The sequence below is a fragment of the Polaromonas sp. P1_F2 genome (assembly GCF_056405735.1).
Map to the genome: position 1 here is coordinate 14,103 of NZ_JBFUBN010000018.1, position 14,473 is coordinate 28,575.

The following is a 14,473-nucleotide window of genomic DNA, read 5'->3' on the forward strand; positions in this document are numbered from 1 at the left end:
CTTGCGAGGCGTGCGGGAAATCAGGCGCGCTTGAAAACCAGCGTGCCGTTGGTACCGCCAAAACCGAAGTTGTTTTTGACGGCGAGCTCTATCTTGGCGTCACGCGCGGTATTGGCGCAGTAATCGAGATCGCACTCGGGATCCTGGTTGAAGATGTTGATGGTCGGCGGGATCTTCTGGTGATACAGCGAGAGCACGGTAAACACCGATTCGATGCCGCCCGCCCCACCCAGCAGGTGGCCGGTCATGGACTTGGTAGAACTGACCACCAGGTCCTTGGCGTGACCGCCGAAGGCTGCCTTGATGGCATTGGTTTCGTTCAGGTCCCCCAGTGGCGTGGACGTGCCATGCGCGTTGAGGTACTGGACGTCGTCGGCGTTGACACCGGCGTTCTTCAAGGCCATCACCATCGAGCGGCGCGGGCCGTCGACGTCGGGGGCGGTCATGTGGTACGCGTCGGCGCTCATGCCGAAGCCGGTCAGCTCGGCGTAAATTCTGGCGCCGCGCGCCTTGGCGTGTTCGTACTCTTCGAGCACCAGCACGCCGCCGCCCTCGCCCAGCACAAAACCATCACGGTCTTTATCCCAAGGGCGCGAGGCTGTTTTCGGGTCTTCGTTGCGGGTGGACAGGGCGCGGGCGGCCGCGAAGCCGCCTATGCCCAGGGGAGACACGCAGGACTCCGCGCCACCGGCCACCATCACGTCGCAATCACCGTATTCGATCATGCGGGCCGACAGGCCGATCGCGTGAAGGCCGGTGGTGCAGGCCGTGACGACCGCGATGTTGGGGCCCTTGAATCCGAACTTGATGGACACATGCCCGGAGATCATGTTGATGATCGAGGCAGGTACAAAAAACGGTGAAATCCGGCGCGGACCGCGGTTGACCAGCTCGGTATGCATCTGCTCGATCATGGGCAGACCGCCAATGCCCGAGCCGATATTGCAGCCGATGCGCGTGGCCATTTCGTCGCCCAGCGCTTCGCCGGTCGGCAAACCGCTGTCGGCCACCGCCTGGAAGGCCGCGGCCAGTCCCAGGTGGATGAAGCGGTCCATGTGCCGGGCTTCTTTTTCGGGGATGTAATCCGCGATGTTGAAACCCTTGACCTCGCCGGCGAATTTGCAGGCGAGGTTGCTGGCATCAAACCCGGTGACCAGATCAATGCCGGGATTCCCGGCAAGAAGATTGGCCCAGGACTCGGCCACGGTATTACCTACCGGGCTGACGCAACCCAGACCTGTCACGACGACACGACGACGGCTCATTCAGAAATCCTGAAAAGAACCTGAAAAGGCCCTGTGGCTTTTCAGGCTTGATGACGGCAGAGTCACAGGCGAAAACCTGCGGCCTCAGGCCTTTTGATGGGTGTTCGCGTAGTCAATCGCGTTCTGGACGGTGGTGATCTTCTCGGCGTCTTCGTCGGGAATCTCAATGCCGAACTCGTCTTCCAGAGCCATAACCAGTTCTACGGTGTCAAGGGAGTCTGCGCCCAAGTCGGCCACAAAGGCTTTTTCATTGGTGACCTGGCCTTCTTCCACGCCGAGTTGTTCGGCAATGATTTTCTTAACACGTGCTTCGATATCGCTCATAGTTCCCTCTGAGGGTTGTAAATTAATCCGTGATTTTACCGCGTTAGAGTCGTTTCCCTAAGCACCGCGCCGGACGGATAAAAACCGGCTTCGATTTCCCGTGTTTTACCACTGTCAACCCGCGGTTTTCATGAAACCCCAGGTTGACGGCTCCAAGGGCTACATATACATACCGCCGTTGACGTGAATCTCCTGGCCGGTAATGTAAGCCGCCTGCGGGCTGGCCACAAAGGCCACAGCGTGCGCAATGTCTTGCGGCTTGCCGAGATGGCCCAGCGGAATCTGCCCCAGCAGCGCTTTTTGCTGTTCTTCGGGCAGGCCGGCCGTCATGTCGGTCTCGATAAAGCCGGGCGCCACGCAATTGACGGTGATGTTGCGCGAACCCAGTTCGCGCGCCAGCGCGCGCGTCATGCCGGCCACGCCGGCCTTGGCGGCCGCGTAATTGGACTGGCCCGCGTTGCCCGAGGCGCCGACCACCGAGGTGATGCTGATGATGCGGCCGTAGCGCTGCTTCATCATGGTGCGCATCACCGCGCGGCTCATGCGGAACACAGCCTTGAGATTGGTATCCAGCACCGCGTCCCAATCGTCGTCCTTGAGGCGCATCGCGAGCATGTCGCGCGTGATGCCGGCGTTGTTGACCAGCACCTGCAGGCCGCCGTGCTCCTTGACGATGGCCTCGATCAGCGCTTCGGCGGCGGTAACGTCGTTCACGTTCAGGTTTTTGCCGGCGCAGCCCGGAAAGGCCGCGAGGGCCTGGCCGATCTTGGCCGCCCCTTCGTCGCTGGTCGCGGTGCCTATGACCTTGAGGCCTTTCTGGGCCAATTCGAGTGCGATGGCTGCACCGATTCCACGCGAGGCACCGGTGACCAGCGCGACCTGGCCTTCAAACTTGACTTCACTCATGCCAGTAACTCCTTCACTTCCGCCAGCGAGGCGGGATCAAACAGGGCGACACCCGTCAACTCGGGATCGATTCTTTTGGCCATGCCGGCCAGCACCTTGCCCGGCCCGCATTCGACCAGCGTCGTGAGGCCGCGCGCCTTGATGGCCTGCACGCACTCCACCCAGCGCACCGGACCGAAGGCCTGACCGTAGAGCGCCGCGCGAATGCGCTCCGCGTCGGTCTCGACGGCCACTTCGATGTTGTTGATGACCGGGATTTGCGGCGCCGCGAAATCGACGGCGGCCAGCTTCTCGCGCAGCTTCTCGGCCGCGGGCTTCATCAGGCTGGAATGGAAAGGCGCCGACACCGGCAGAGGCAAGGCGCGCTTGGCGCCGTTGGCCTTGAGCACCTCGCAGGCTTTCTCGACCGCGGCCTTGCTGCCCGCGATGACGGTCTGCATCGGATCGTTGAAATTGACGGCTTCCACCACTTCGGAGGTGTTGGCGCCGAAGCTGCGCGCGGCCTCGGCGCAGCCCTCGATCACTTTGGAGGCTTCCATGCCCAGGATGGCAGCCATCGCGCCCACGCCGACAGGCACGGCGTCTTGCATGGCCTGCGCGCGAAAGCGCACCAGCGGCGCGGCCTGCGCGAGCGTCAGCACGCCGGAGGCCACCAGCGCGGAGTATTCGCCCAGCGAGTGGCCCGCCACGGCCGCCGGCGCGGCACCGGTCTCGGCCATCCAGGCGCGGTAAGCCGCCACCCCGGCGACCAGCATCACGGGCTGCGTGTTGGTGGTCAGCGCCAGCGCCTCCTTGGGGCCTTCCTTGGTCAGCCGGCCGACATCCTCGCCCAGCGCCTCGGAGGCTTCGGCCAGCGTCTGTGCGACCACAGGATGGTCGCCCCAGGCGTCCAACATGCCGACCGACTGCGAGCCCTGGCCGGGAAAAACAATAGCAAACGATTTCAAATGATTACTCCATGGGTCGAATTCTTGGATCGCTGAAAAGCATCCGCCCGCATTTTAAGAAGATGAGCAGCCATTTTTTGAAGTGCAGCGGATCAGGCTGAGGACGCCATGGCGCCGCGGTTCGTACCCCGCAGCCGCGCAAGCCCCCAGCCAATCGCCGACTTGACGCACTGGTGAATCGCCGCAACGGCCAGCCAGGGGTCCATAAGGTAATCCCACAGGTTGGTCGACTCCATCGCACCAGCCACCCAGGCCAGCAGTGCCAGGGCCAACAGCGCGGGCAACAGCCGAAAACCTTGGACCCAGCACGCCAGCGACAAGACCAGGAGCGCCGCCCATAGCGCCCACGAGCCCCAGCCCAGCCGGTAGGCATCCCAGTCGCCCCAGCCCAGAGCCAGGGGATACAGGAACAAAGCGGCGGCAGCGAAAACAAAACTTACCGCCAAGCGCTCGCGGCGAGCCACCAGTGGGAGACCGCGCAGCCGCTGGTACATGCCCAGGCAGGCGATGGCCACCAGGGAAACGCTCAAGTCCGAGCTGATGCCGCGTACATAGGCCACAAGCGGCAAACGAGCGGGCCCCACCGGGCACCATAGCAGCACAAACACCGCTGCGGTCACAACTTTGGTCCACGGCGTAACGCCACGCCGCCAGCTCAGCAGGCGCAGGCAGCCGGCGCTGAGCACCAGGTTGATGCCGAGCAAGGCGATCAGATCATTTGCCGGAGGGAACATGGCCGGGCGCCGCTTGCGCGGACTCAAGGGTTTGCAGGGGATCCAGCCGCACATGCTTGATACGCGTACGGTGCCAGGTGTAGATCAGGTGCAGGTAGCCGTCGCGGCTTTGCAGCATGTAGGGATAGGAAAACTCCTGGGAGCAGCTTTGGCCCCAGCACTCCTGGCGCCGGGCGCTGGCCACATAAGCCTGGGCTTCATCATCCCGGGCGCCGCGGGCCTTAAGTTCCTGTGTCAGCAGGCGCTCGTAGTCACCAATAGACATGCGAACCTCTGGATTGATGGACGACTCCACGACCCATGGCGCCACGCCGTCAAACGAGCCACCTGTCCCCGTTTGGAGCAAGGCCAGGATTTCGCGGTTCCGGGGTAGCGGGTTCAGAGCCAGCCATTGCGTTCCGGTGTTCGTCACGACGCCAGCCAAAGCGGAGTCGGGGTTGGGCCAGGCGCTGGCATGGGTTGACGACCAAGTCTTGCCAGCATCGATGGTGTCTGAAGTCATCGCTCTGGCATTGCCCGAGCGCATATAGACCTGCGCCTTTTGCGGCCCTGAAACCAGAATAACCGGCTGCAGGCTGGTATGGCTGCCGGGAATGCGAATTTTGTCGATCACTTGCCCCATGGCATTGACACGCAGGACTTCGCCTAATTTGGTGAGGAACTCGTGGTACACAGGTAAGCCGGTTTCGCCGTTTTCGAAGCTGATGGGCGCACCCTTGACCAGCGTGCTGATATTCAGGAAGGGCGAGGTCACCAGACGACGCGGCGAGCTCCAGGTCGAACCTTCGTCAGTGGAGCGCGCCCAGGTAATGGAACTGCCGGCCCACCCGCCCAAAGAAACATTGACCATCCACAACGTTAGCGAGCCGTCGGGCGCGCGGGCGATCACTGGGTTGCCCAGCTTCTTGACATAGCGCCACAGGCCTTGCTGGAGGGTTTTCCGGTCAAACAGGGTGCTCTCCGCGCTCCAGCGCAAACCGGTTGCGTCCGTGACAGCGCTCTGGATGGTGACGTCCCCGGCGCCTTCACGCGAGCCCGAGAACCAGACCGCCCGCAAGCGCCCGTCGCTCAGTTCCACGAGGGACGCCGCATGCACGGCCTTGCCGGGGGAAGATGAAACGAACTGCGCATCAAAACGGAAACGGCCGTCCGGCGAGCGCTGCTGCGCCGGCGGGACTGTGCGTGGTGGAGCCTTAATCGCGGAAACCGACACAAACGGAGAAGCCGGCGGCCGCTGCAGGATTTTCCATCCGGCTAAGGCGAAAGCCAGCACCAGCAAGGCGGCTGCGAGGCGCTCCAATATATCGGACGATTTGAAATTCAATTGCCCACCCTGTCTTTGAAGCTGGCGGATAGGGAGCGGAGCCGCTCAGTAGTTGAGAAGCACCGCACCCCAGGTAAAGCCACCGCCCACGCCTTCGAGCATGAGGGTGTCGCCTTTTTGGATCTTGCCGCTGCGCACCGCCGCATCCAGCGCGAGCGGGATGGAGGCGGCGGAGGTGTTGCCGTGCTGGTCGACGGTGACCACCAGTTTCTCAAGCGGCATCTTCAGTTTTTTGGCCGTGCTCTGCATGATGCGGATATTGGCCTGGTGCGGAATCAGCCAGTCGATGTCGGTGTCGGTCATGTTGGCCTTGGCCAGCGTGGCGCGCGCCGCGCTTTCGAGCACGCCCACGGCCAGCTTGAACACGGCCTGGCCGTCCATCTTGAGCAGGGGGTCGCCGAGGATCTGGCCACCCGAGACATTGCCGGGCACGCAGAGGATGCCGACGTGCTTGCCGTCTGCATGCAGGTCGCTGGCGAGAATGCCGGGTGTCTCCGAAGCTTCGAGCACCACGGCGCCGGCGCCGTCGCCGAACAGCACGCAGGTGGTGCGGTCCGAAAAATCCAGGATGCGCGAGAACACTTCCGCGCCTATCACCAGGGCCTTGCTGGCCGAACCGGTGCGTATCATGGCGTCGGCCACCGTCAGTGCATAAACAAAGCCGCTGCACACGGCCTGCACATCAAAGGCCGCGCAGCCGGCAATGCCGAGCTTGTTCTGCAAAATGCAGGCGGCGGACGGAAACACCATGTCGGGCGTCGAAGTGGCCACGATGATGAGGTCGATGTCGGATGCTTGAAGGCCGGCGGCCTGCAGGGCATTTTTTGCCGCTTCGACGCCTAGGTCGCTGCTGGTCACGTCGGGCGCGGCGAAGTGGCGGGCCCGGATGCCGGTGCGCTCCACAATCCATTCGTCGGAAGTTTCCACGCCTCGGGTGGCCAGATCGGCGGCCAGTTCGGCGTTGGTCAGTCGGCGCGGCGGCAAATAACTACCGGTGCCGGTGATGCGTGAATAACGGGTCATTAATGAGTGGCCGATGTTGAAACTGCTGAGTCAACTGGCATTGAGAAGGCCTCGGTCGGCGTATCGGCGGAAGGTGCCGCCTGCGCCGCAGCCAGCAAAGGGGCCGCATGGGCAATACGTTCGCGGACTCTCTCAAGCAAATTGTTCCGAGCCGCATCATAAGCCCGATTCAGCGCCCTCTCGAACGCGAAGGCATCGGCCGAGCCGTGGCTCTTGAAGACCAGGCCTTGCAGGCCGAGTAGCGCCGCACCGTTGTAGCGCCTGTGGTCAACTCGGTTTTTAAAGGCATTTAGAACCGGATAAGCGATGATGGCCGAAATTTTGGTGAAGATATTGCGGGAGAACTCGATCTTCATGAAGCCGCCAATCATGCTGGCCAGGCCCTCACTGGCCTTGAGGGCCACATTGCCGACAAAGCCATCACAGACAACAATATCCGTCGTTCCCTTGAAAATATCGTTGCCCTCGACATTCCCATAAAAATTCAGATCACCGGAATTCGAAGCAGATCGCAGCAATTCACCGGCTTTTTTAATCATTTCGCTGCCCTTTATCGCCTCTTCGCCGATATTGAGCAGCCCGACGCTAGGCGTGGGATTGGTGGTGATGGCGGCTACCAGGGCAGAGCCCATCACTGCAAATTGCAGCAGGTGCTCTTCGGTGCAATCGACATTGGCACCCAGGTCCAGCACCGTGGTGGCGCCGCCCAGGGCATTGGGCAACTGGGTGGCGATGGCAGGGCGGTCTATGCCTTCCAGGGTCTTGAGGACGTAGCGGGCAATCGCCATCAGGGCGCCGGTATTGCCGGCCGACACCGCCGCCTGAGCCGCGCCTTCCTTGACCTGGTTGATTGCGACCCGCATCGAGGAATTCTTCTTGCGCCGAAGAGCGATCTCGATCGGATCGTCCATGGTGACGATCTCGCTGGCCGGGACGATCTGGCAGCGTGGATGAGCCTGGAGCCGCGCGTGCAGCGGGTGCGTCGCGAGGGTTTCAGGCTGGCCCACCAGCACCACGGCGGCATCCGGGTGGTCGTCCAGAAACGCCAGGCTGGCTGGTAGCGTCACGGCGGGGCCGATATCGCCGCCCATGGCATCGACAGCGATCCTGATCATGAGGCGACCGGTGCAGTCAAAATGAGGAGTTCAGACAAAAGAAAGGCCCGCAGGATGAGTGCGGGCCCATGCTCAAAGCGTGAAATTACGCTTCGGATTTGGTTTTCAGCACCTTGCGGCCACGGTAGAAACCGGTGGGGCTGATGTGGTGGCGCAGGTGGGTTTCGCCGGTGGTGGATTCCACGGCAATGCCTGGCACGGTGAGTGCGTTGTGCGAACGGTGCATACCGCGCTTGGAAGGTGACTTTTTGTTTTGCTGGACGGCCATGATCCGCTCCTGATGGGGTGTAAGGTTGGTAAATTACGCACCAAATTCCGAGTTCAGACAGCTGGACCTGAATATCGGTCGATGGCAGCCTGGGCGCCATGTCACCGTATTCACCGCATTGGTACGCGAAGCCTTTGATTATAGCTTGATGCGGCGTCATTTTCACTACACCACCTTGCTGCGCGTGAAATGTCGGCCTATTCAAGGGGTTTGTCGCCCGAATATGTAATACCAAATTACTATTTTTTGGTTTTAAGCTGCGCCAGTACGGCAAACGGGTTGGGCTTTTTCTCGGGCTCGCCGGCTTCATCCGGCTCCGCAATGTCACCCGCCTTCAGCTTTGGCGCGACCGGGCATTCCTCGTGCATGGGCACCAGGGGCAAGGCCATCAGCAACTCGTCCTCCAGCACGGCGAGCAGGTTGAACTGGGGCTCCATCACCAGCAAATCCTCTTCGGACTGGTCGTCTTCGGCCATGGCAATATCTTCGCTGGCGACAAAACGGTACCACTGGTCGACCTCCACCGGCGTCTCCACAACGCCCATGCAGCGCTGGCAGGTCAGCGGGACGGTGGCTCGGGCCTGCAGGTGCAGCCACACCTCGTCGTCCGCGCCGGTGCGCGGGCGCAACTCGCCGAGCGCCTCCCACTGCACCGTCGAATCGGCCTGCAGCCCTTGCGTTTCCTCGGCAAGGCGCTCCATATTTTGTAGCGGAGTGGTTTCAGTGAGCGCCACGCCCTCCTGGGCGAACGCTTTCATGTTGAGCCGGCTGGGCTGAAGGGATCTGGACATAGGATGCAGTGTAAGAGAATCGAGGCATGACCCTTGCCTCCGCTCCCGCCACAAACCGCCCTCTCGTCCTCGGTTCCACCTCACGCTACCGCCGCGAATTGCTGGAGCGGCTGCACATCCCGTTTGAAGTCGCCGCGCCCGACGTGGACGAAACCCCGCAGCCCGGTGAAGCGCCGAGCGCGCTGGCCGAGCGCCTGGCCCTGGCCAAGGCCCGCGCGGTAGCAGCAGCCTTCCCGGGCGCCGTCGTCATCGGCTCTGACCAGGTGGCCGACCTGGCCGGCGAGCCGCTGGGCAAACCGGGTACCCATGAAAATGCCGTCGAACAACTGCGCCGCATGCGCGGGCGCACCGTGATTTTCCAGACCGCCGTGGCCGTGGTGTGCCTCGAAAGCGGCTATGAGGCGCAAAGCCTGGCCCCCGTGAAGGTCAAGTTCCGCGACCTGAGCGACGAGGAGATCGAAAACTACCTGCGCATCGAGCAGCCTTACGACTGCGCGGGTAGCGCCAAGAGCGAGGGACTGGGCATCGCGCTGCTGGAGTCCATCGACAACGACGACCCGACGGCCCTGGTCGGCCTGCCGCTGATACGCACCTGCCGAATGATCCAGGCGGCCGGCGTCAAGCTGCTGTCGGGAGGCCGGCCATGAGCGCCGCAGCAAAGGGCAAGCTCTACCTGGTGCCCGCGCCGCTCGATTTCGGCTGCGACACGCAGGCGCCGCTGCAGGACGTCATGCCGTTGCAGACGCTGCAGAGAGCATCTCAACTGACCTGCTGGATCTGCGAGAACGCCAAAAGCACGCGCGCCTACCTCAAGCGCATCGACGCGCTGCAGCCGCTCAGCGCGCCGCTGCAGTCGCAGCAGATCCAGGAACTGCCGCGCGAGGTGCATAAAAAAGGCGACCACAGTGGCAACTTCGACGCGCGCCCGCTGCTGGCGGCCGCCCTGGACGGCCGCGACATGGGCCTCGTCAGCGAAGCCGGCATGCCGGCAATCGCCGACCCGGGATCGTCGGTGGTGCGCGCCGCGCATGACCTGGGACTGGAAGTCGTGCCGCTCACGGGCCCGATGTCGCTGATGCTGGCGCTGGCCGCCAGCGGCCTCAACGGCCAGAGCTTTGCCTTTGCCGGCTATGTGCCGCAAACGCCGGCCGAGCGCGTGCAGCGCATACGCGAGCTGGAGTCGCTGGCCCTGAAATCCGGCCAGACCCAACTCTTCATCGAGACACCTTATCGCAACGCCGCCCTGCTCCAGTCGCTGCTGCAAACTTTGCAGGGCAACACCCGGCTGGCACTGAGCTGTGGCCTGACCCTGGGCGCCGGCTGGTCGCGCAGCGCGCAGGTCAGCGCCTGGAAGCGCGACAAACCCCAGGCGCCGCTGGACTTGCCGACCGTGTTCGGCATAGGCCGTTAAAAAGAGCCTCTCGCCAATCAAAAAGCCCGCGTAATGCGGGCTTTTTAACGGGGTTTCGATGGCTCAGCGCAGTGCAGGAATCGCCTTGAAGGCCTTCATCGCGCCCTCGCCCATGGCGGCGCCGAACTTCTTGGCCAGGCGCTCGGCGACGTTGTCGCGGCGCGTGTAGTCGATGATCTCGTCGGTCTTGACCACTTCGCGCGCGACGTAGTCGAGGTTGCCGAGCTGGTCGGCCAGGCCCAGTTCCACGGCCTGCTGGCCGCTCCAGAACAGGCCGCTGAACATTTCAGGCGTTTCTTTCAGGCGCTTGCCGCGGCCGGCCTTCACCACCGCGATGAACTGCTGGTGGATCTGGTCCAGCATGGCCTGGGCAAACACGCGCTGCTTTTCATTTTGCGGGCTGAACGGGTCCAGAAAGCCCTTGTTCTCGCCGGCGGTCAGCAGGCGGCGCTCCACGCCCAGCTTGTCCATCAGGCCGGTGAAGCCGAAGCCGTCCATCAGCACGCCTATGCTGCCGACGATGCTGGCCTTGTCGACATAGATCTTGTCGGCCGAAACGGCGATGTAATAGGCTGCGGAAGCGCAGGTCTCTTCGACCACGGCATAGACCGGCTTCTTGTGCTTGGCCTTCAGGCGCAGGATTTCGTCGTTCATCATGCCGGCCTGCACGGGGCTGCCGCCGGGGGAATTGATCAGCAGCACGACGGCCTTGGCGCCTTCGTCTTCAAAGGCCGCGCGCAAGGCCGCATTGACGAACTCGGCGCTGGCGTCGGCGCCAGCGGCGATCTCGCCCTTGATTTCCACCACGGCGGTGTGCGGAACCGTCGCGTCGCTGGCGGGCGTGCCGCGGTGCAGTGCCATCCAGACCAGCGCGACAAAGAAAGCCAGCCAGGCCAGGCGCACAAAAGTCTTCCAGCGGCGCGTGGCCTTTTGCTCGTTGAGCGCGGCGAAAGCCAATTTTTCCAGTGTGGCGCGTTCCCAGCCGGGAGTGGCGGAAGGGTCGGCGGCGGATTTTTTGGTTTGGGCGTAAGGCGGAACGGACTCCGGCTGGTTGGGCCGGAAATCCGACTCGCGCAGCGAATCAGAGTCCATGGGAGGGTCGGGGCGATGGGGGTCGTTCATGGGCGTTAGTTTAGAGAGGTATTAGAACTGTAGCGGTTTAAGGTTGTAAGCAGAATGCCAATAAACAACCCCCTCCGCCTCGGAAAGCTGTATTTTGATCAGGCCGCCCTGGCAGGGCCCGCCCGCGCATTGGCCGGTGTCGGGACGGTAGGCGGCGCCGTGGCTGGCGCACAGCAGCCACTGGCCCTGGTCGTCGAACACGCGGTTGGGCTGCCAGTCCAACTCCATCGCGACGTGGCTGCAGCGGTTGAGGTAGGCATGGACCATGCCTTCAAAACGCACGGCGAAAGCGCGGCAGGTCTGTCCCGCGTAGACCACATCGAAGGGAACCGCCAGCCCGCCTTCGAGCAGGTCCCGGCTGTTGCACAGGGCTAGCCGTTCGTCCATGGCCTTAACGCCCGAGATCAACCATGGGCCAGCAACCAGTCGTGCAGTTCCGGCACCGAATGCGCCACATGGCGCGGCGCCAGCACCGCGAAGGTGTCGGGCTCATGCGCGCCGTAGCTCACGCCCACGCTGGGGCAGCCTGCATTGAGCGCCATCTGCAGGTCGTGGGTGGTGTCGCCCACCATGAGCACGCGCTCGGGCGCGACACCGAATTCCGCCATCAACTCATGCAGCATCAACGGGTCGGGTTTGCCGGCCGTCTCGTCGGCGGTGCGGGAACCGTCGAACATGCCCTTGAGTTCCACCGTGCGCAGCACCTCGTCGAGGCCGCGGCGCGACTTGCCGGTGGCCACCGCGAGCAGGTGGCCGCGCGCCTTCAGCGCGTCGAGCAGGGGCAGCACGCCGCCAAACAGGCTCAGGTCGTCGTAGTGCGCGGCGTAATGGTGGCGGTAACGCTCGCCGAGCTGCGGGTACTTTTCTGGCGGCACGTCGGGCGCGGCATGGGCCAGGGCCTGCATCAGGCCCAGGCCTATGACGTAACCGGCCTCCTTGTCGGTCGGCACCGTGCCGCCCACGTCGCGCACCGCGGCCTGGATGCAGCGCACGATGATGCTGGTCGAATCAAACAGCGTGCCGTCCCAGTCAAAGGCGATCAGGTCGAAATTTCGGGTTTGCATGGGGATATTGTCTTAGGGAAGGCCGGCCTATGCGCGCGCATGGACAAACATGGGGATGCCTGCCTCAGTTGTCCTGACGTTTACGGAAGCACCACGACGAGAGCCCGTAAATTGCACCGAGCAGGGTGCCTGCCAAGCCGAGCAAGGTCAGGTGGAAAAGCGGCCCATAGCTGTCAAGAAATCCCCATTCCGAGTCGTCGTACGGAGACCGGACACGGGGATTGTAAAAATACAGCGCGTCCCACCCTTGCGTCACTGTCGACGGATTCAAGGCCACAAACGCGCACACACACACCACCAGGCAGGCCGCCGACCTGGACAAAACAAAACGGAAGGCCGACATGGCGCTCAAGGAAGGCATCAGCTTCTTGTTCAGCAGCCAGAAAGCCACGGCGGCCAACACGGTAGGGAGCGAAATCTGGAACAAGGATTCAAGATTCCCGAACGACACCAAAAACAGGAACTCCATCAGAAGCGGCCAGAACATCAGCGAGGGCGCCTCACTCCAGCGGAACTCGCCGCGCCCCAAGCCACCCGCCACCAGGTAATAGGCCACACCGTACAGAGCGGGACCGGCAAGGACGAACATCAGCACCGTCCCGGCCAGGCCGCTGAACTTCCCCTTGGTAAGCCTGGCCGCACTCTTTGAATCAAGCGCTTCAGGAGCATCGTGAATCATGTGGAAACCGGCGCCGGCAAAAACTGCTGCAGCTCGGGCGGCAGGGGCGCCTGCAGGTGCACCACCTTGCGCAGCTTGGGATGGTTGAACTTCAGGCTCCAGGCATGCAGGAACATGCGTTTGAGCGGCACCGCGCCGGCCGCGGTTTTCTGCAGCGCCCGGTTCAGCTCAAAATCGCCGTATTTGTCGTCGCCGGCGATCGGGTGGCCTTCATTGGCCAGGTGCACGCGGATCTGGTGCGTGCGGCCGGTCTTGATGGTCACCTCCAGCAAGGTGAAGGGCGTGGCGGGGGCCAGCGGGCTGGCCGGAACCGCCGCCTTGACCTTGACCAGCGTCACCGAGCGCATGCCGTCGGGATGGTCGTTGTCCACCACCTTCACGCGCCGCTCGCCATCAGGCAGTAAATACTTGTGCAGCGCCTTGTCGATCACACGGTGGTTGGCCGGCCAGGCGCCGCCGGCCAGTGCCAGGTAGACCTTGTCGGTTTCGCGCTCGCGGAACTGCTCCTGCAGCAGCTTGAGCGCCATGCGCCGCTTGGCGACCAGCAAAATACCGCTGGTTTCGCGGTCCAGCCGGTGCACCAGCTCCAGGAAGTCGGCCTCCGGCCGCGCCATGCGCAGCTGTTCGATCACGCCGAAACTCACGCCGCTGCCGCCGTGCACCGCCACGCCGGCCGGTTTGTCGATGGCCAGCACGAAGTCGTCTTCAAACAGGATGGGGAATTCGCGGGACGGCGCATAGCCGCCCGTGGTGGAACTGGCGCCGTGGCGGGCAATTTCCTGCGCCATGGCCTCGGCCTTCTGCCCGGCCCGCTCCGAGGTGCGCACCGGCGGCAGGCGCACCACGTCGCCGGCTTCCACACGCGTATCGGCCTGCGCCCTTCCCTTGTTCACCCGGACCTCGCCGCTGCGGATGATGCGGTAGACATGGGTTTTGGGCACGCCCTTGAGCTGGCGGATCAGGAAATTGTCCAGCCGCTGGCCAGCGTAGTCCTCGTCCACGGTCACCAGCGTGGCCTGGGGCGCTGCCGGGGCTGCTGCCCGGGGAATGGGCGCCGCCGGGGTGGCAGGTGCAGACATGGCCGCGGACGCCCATACCGGTGTTTTCCCGGGTTTCCTTGCCAAGCCCTTTGCTGACCCTATAATGTGTTTCACTAGCGATGCGCTGTAAGTGGTTGATTTGCCTGGAGTTTAGTCCACGCAAGTCCCCGGCCCTGAAAAGGCGAACAAGCAGCCTCGCTGGAAGGTCGATGCCCACGCCGGCAATTGCCCGCAAGCGACGAGTGCCAGGCACCTCGCGGCGAGCGTCTTTGCACGGTAGACGAGTCGACGTTTTGCGAACACAACTACGGAATACCATGTGTGCAGCCCAAGTCACGAACAACAGGCTGCACGCGGATCCAGCCGAGAACAAGTCCTTTAACGGGTAGCCCTCTGATGACAACACTGGTCAGTCTGATTTATATATGCCTGCGGCGCCTCACGACATTCGTGAGCCCCG

Annotated in this window: 17 protein-coding genes; 2 read left to right on the forward strand and 15 right to left on the reverse strand. The window is 63.2% G+C overall.

Annotated elements, in window-relative coordinates; all coding sequences use genetic code 11:
• Positions 1–20 precede the first annotated feature (20 nt).
• The 10 genes from fabF to AC1D0O_RS24070 form a co-directional block, all read right to left on the reverse strand.
• On the reverse strand, positions 21–1,265 hold the full coding sequence (fabF, locus tag AC1D0O_RS24025; RefSeq protein WP_477655998.1) for a beta-ketoacyl-ACP synthase II: 1,245 nt from the start codon (positions 1,263–1,265) through the stop codon (positions 21–23).
• An 84-nt stretch (positions 1,266–1,349) separates the two neighbouring features.
• A complete protein-coding gene (gene acpP, locus AC1D0O_RS24030; RefSeq protein WP_007873885.1) occupies positions 1,350–1,589 on the reverse strand; it encodes an acyl carrier protein in 240 nt (79 codons plus the stop codon).
• A 159-nt stretch (positions 1,590–1,748) separates the two neighbouring features.
• Positions 1,749–2,495: a 3-oxoacyl-ACP reductase FabG gene (gene fabG, locus AC1D0O_RS24035; RefSeq protein WP_477655999.1), complete on the reverse strand. Its 747-nt coding sequence runs from the start codon at positions 2,493–2,495 to the stop codon at positions 1,749–1,751.
• The gene (fabD, locus tag AC1D0O_RS24040; RefSeq protein WP_477656000.1) at positions 2,492–3,442 is read right to left on the reverse strand and encodes an ACP S-malonyltransferase; all 951 of its coding nucleotides are present in this window, start codon (positions 3,440–3,442) and stop codon (positions 2,492–2,494) included. Before fabD ends, fabG begins: the two co-directional genes overlap by 4 nt.
• Positions 3,443–3,534: 92 nt before the next feature.
• Positions 3,535–4,176 carry a hypothetical protein gene (locus tag AC1D0O_RS24045; protein WP_477656001.1) on the reverse strand — a complete coding sequence of 214 codons (642 nt, stop codon included), beginning with the start codon at positions 4,174–4,176 and terminating at the stop codon, positions 3,535–3,537.
• The gene (locus AC1D0O_RS24050) at positions 4,157–5,500 is read right to left on the reverse strand and encodes a sialidase family protein (protein WP_477656002.1); all 1,344 of its coding nucleotides are present in this window, start codon (positions 5,498–5,500) and stop codon (positions 4,157–4,159) included. Before AC1D0O_RS24050 ends, AC1D0O_RS24045 begins: the two co-directional genes overlap by 20 nt.
• Positions 5,501–5,545: 45 nt before the next feature.
• Positions 5,546–6,523 carry a beta-ketoacyl-ACP synthase III gene (locus AC1D0O_RS24055; protein WP_477656003.1) on the reverse strand — a complete coding sequence of 326 codons (978 nt, stop codon included), beginning with the start codon at positions 6,521–6,523 and terminating at the stop codon, positions 5,546–5,548.
• Complete coding sequence (plsX, locus tag AC1D0O_RS24060; RefSeq protein WP_477656004.1) at positions 6,523–7,638, reverse strand: phosphate acyltransferase PlsX; 1,116 nt, start codon at positions 7,636–7,638, stop codon at positions 6,523–6,525. The genes AC1D0O_RS24055 and plsX overlap by 1 nt, the downstream gene beginning before the upstream one ends.
• Positions 7,639–7,723: 85 nt before the next feature.
• Entirely contained in the window at positions 7,724–7,906 is a 183-nt protein-coding gene (gene rpmF, locus AC1D0O_RS24065; RefSeq protein ID WP_007873878.1) for a 50S ribosomal protein L32, read from the reverse strand.
• A gap of 239 nt (positions 7,907–8,145) precedes the next feature.
• Positions 8,146–8,697: a YceD family protein gene (locus tag AC1D0O_RS24070; protein WP_477656005.1), complete on the reverse strand. Its 552-nt coding sequence runs from the start codon at positions 8,695–8,697 to the stop codon at positions 8,146–8,148.
• A 26-nt stretch (positions 8,698–8,723) separates the two neighbouring features.
• Here AC1D0O_RS24070 and AC1D0O_RS24075 point away from each other — a divergent pair, with 26 nt between their 5' ends.
• Positions 8,724–9,344 carry a Maf family nucleotide pyrophosphatase gene (locus AC1D0O_RS24075; RefSeq protein ID WP_477656006.1) on the forward strand — a complete coding sequence of 207 codons (621 nt, stop codon included), beginning with the start codon at positions 8,724–8,726 and terminating at the stop codon, positions 9,342–9,344.
• Entirely contained in the window at positions 9,341–10,108 is a 768-nt protein-coding gene (locus tag AC1D0O_RS24080; RefSeq protein ID WP_477656007.1) for an SAM-dependent methyltransferase, read from the forward strand. The genes AC1D0O_RS24075 and AC1D0O_RS24080 overlap by 4 nt, the downstream gene beginning before the upstream one ends.
• 63 nt (positions 10,109–10,171) lie before the next feature.
• Here the strand turns inward: AC1D0O_RS24080 and AC1D0O_RS24085 are convergent, their stop codons facing one another.
• The 5 genes from AC1D0O_RS24085 to AC1D0O_RS24105 form a co-directional block, all read right to left on the reverse strand.
• Complete coding sequence (locus AC1D0O_RS24085; protein ID WP_477656008.1) at positions 10,172–11,230, reverse strand: S49 family peptidase; 1,059 nt, start codon at positions 11,228–11,230, stop codon at positions 10,172–10,174.
• 21 nt (positions 11,231–11,251) lie between these two features.
• Positions 11,252–11,617: a Rieske (2Fe-2S) protein gene (locus AC1D0O_RS24090; RefSeq protein WP_477656009.1), complete on the reverse strand. Its 366-nt coding sequence runs from the start codon at positions 11,615–11,617 to the stop codon at positions 11,252–11,254.
• A gap of 17 nt (positions 11,618–11,634) precedes the next feature.
• Positions 11,635–12,294, reverse strand: coding sequence for an HAD family hydrolase (locus AC1D0O_RS24095; protein WP_477656010.1), 660 nt, complete (start codon positions 12,292–12,294; stop codon positions 11,635–11,637).
• Positions 12,295–12,358: 64 nt separating this feature from the next.
• Entirely contained in the window at positions 12,359–12,973 is a 615-nt protein-coding gene (locus AC1D0O_RS24100; protein ID WP_477656011.1) for a hypothetical protein, read from the reverse strand.
• Entirely contained in the window at positions 12,970–14,127 is a 1,158-nt protein-coding gene (locus AC1D0O_RS24105) for an RluA family pseudouridine synthase (protein WP_477656012.1), read from the reverse strand. The genes AC1D0O_RS24100 and AC1D0O_RS24105 overlap by 4 nt, the downstream gene beginning before the upstream one ends.
• Positions 14,128–14,473 lie beyond the last annotated feature (346 nt).